The 1,003-nt window shown below is 62.3% G+C and carries 1 pseudogene; it reads right to left on the bottom strand.

Going from position 1 to position 1,003, the window contains the following annotated elements:
- Positions 1 to 1,003 (bottom strand): annotated as a pseudogene (locus tag QN399_RS26105) (DUF2235 domain-containing protein); the annotation flags it as partial.

Here is a 1,003-nt window from a genome sequence, read left to right as displayed (position 1 = left end):
ATCGAGTCCACCGGGAAACAGGTGCGTTGCTCATGGGCGGCGACCAGATGCACGCAGCGCTCCAAAAACTTCTCCGAGTCCGACAGGCGCATGGAGTCATCGGCCCACCCCATATGGCCCTCGGCGAACGGCATCGCGTAGGCCATGCCGGTGGAGGCCACGGTGTCGAACAGGCCCAGGAAGGCAATGCAGATCGGTAGGCCAGCAAACAGGTAACAGGTTTCACCCTCGACCTCGACTTGGGTCAAACTTTCCAGCCAGGTGGCAAAGGCCCGGGCTTCGGCGGCGCCCCGGGAAAAGCCATACACGTACAGGCGCAGGCCGATGATCCGCGGCTGGGTCTTGCGCACATGCACAAAGTCGACCTTTTTTTGCAGCGCCAGCAACGGCGCGTGCAAGGCCTCTCGCCGACGGCTGTCACCGCTCTTGAGCAACGTCGCGCCGAGCATCTCTTCAGTGAACGAGGTGCCCATTTTCTGCACCAACTCATAGGCGTCTGAAGGTTTGAGACGTGGTTCACCGCAAGCCCGACCCACCGCATCCAGCAGGCGCGTGATACCCCAATTGATCCGGTTCTCACCGCCGACCGCGCCGATCAGCCCCAGGTCTCGTGGTTCGAACTCGCCGATCTCCTTGAACTCGGTGCCGACCCCTTGCATGTAATAGGCGTAAAACCCGTTTGTGTTCGCCCGGCTCTGCTCTGTGCCTGAGTCGGCACCGACGCTGGCGTGGTAAAGCCGCGCCACGTTGCTGGTGCTCGGGGGTTGACCGAGTTTGTCTGAAGGTTCGTGGTTGTTGGTGCCGTCGAAACACAGGGAGATGTTCAGCACATTCATGCACGGCGGGCCGGTATACGTTTCACCCGCCGCCTCGGCGGCGCGTTCAGCCGCATAGCCGGCCAGAAGCTCGGGCCGAAATTGTGTGCGGTAGTTAAGCCCCACATCCTCGGACGTGCGCGGCAGCAGCCCCTCTTTGGGGAACGGCGGGGTCGGCGTTAAAGGCG

Origin of the sequence: Pseudomonas sp. 10C3, assembly GCF_036346185.1 — a bacterium.
Lineage (GTDB): Bacteria > Pseudomonadota > Gammaproteobacteria > Pseudomonadales > Pseudomonadaceae > Aquipseudomonas.
Note: the sequence above shows the minus strand (reverse complement) of the source record. Positions and strands in the feature narration are given on the sequence as shown.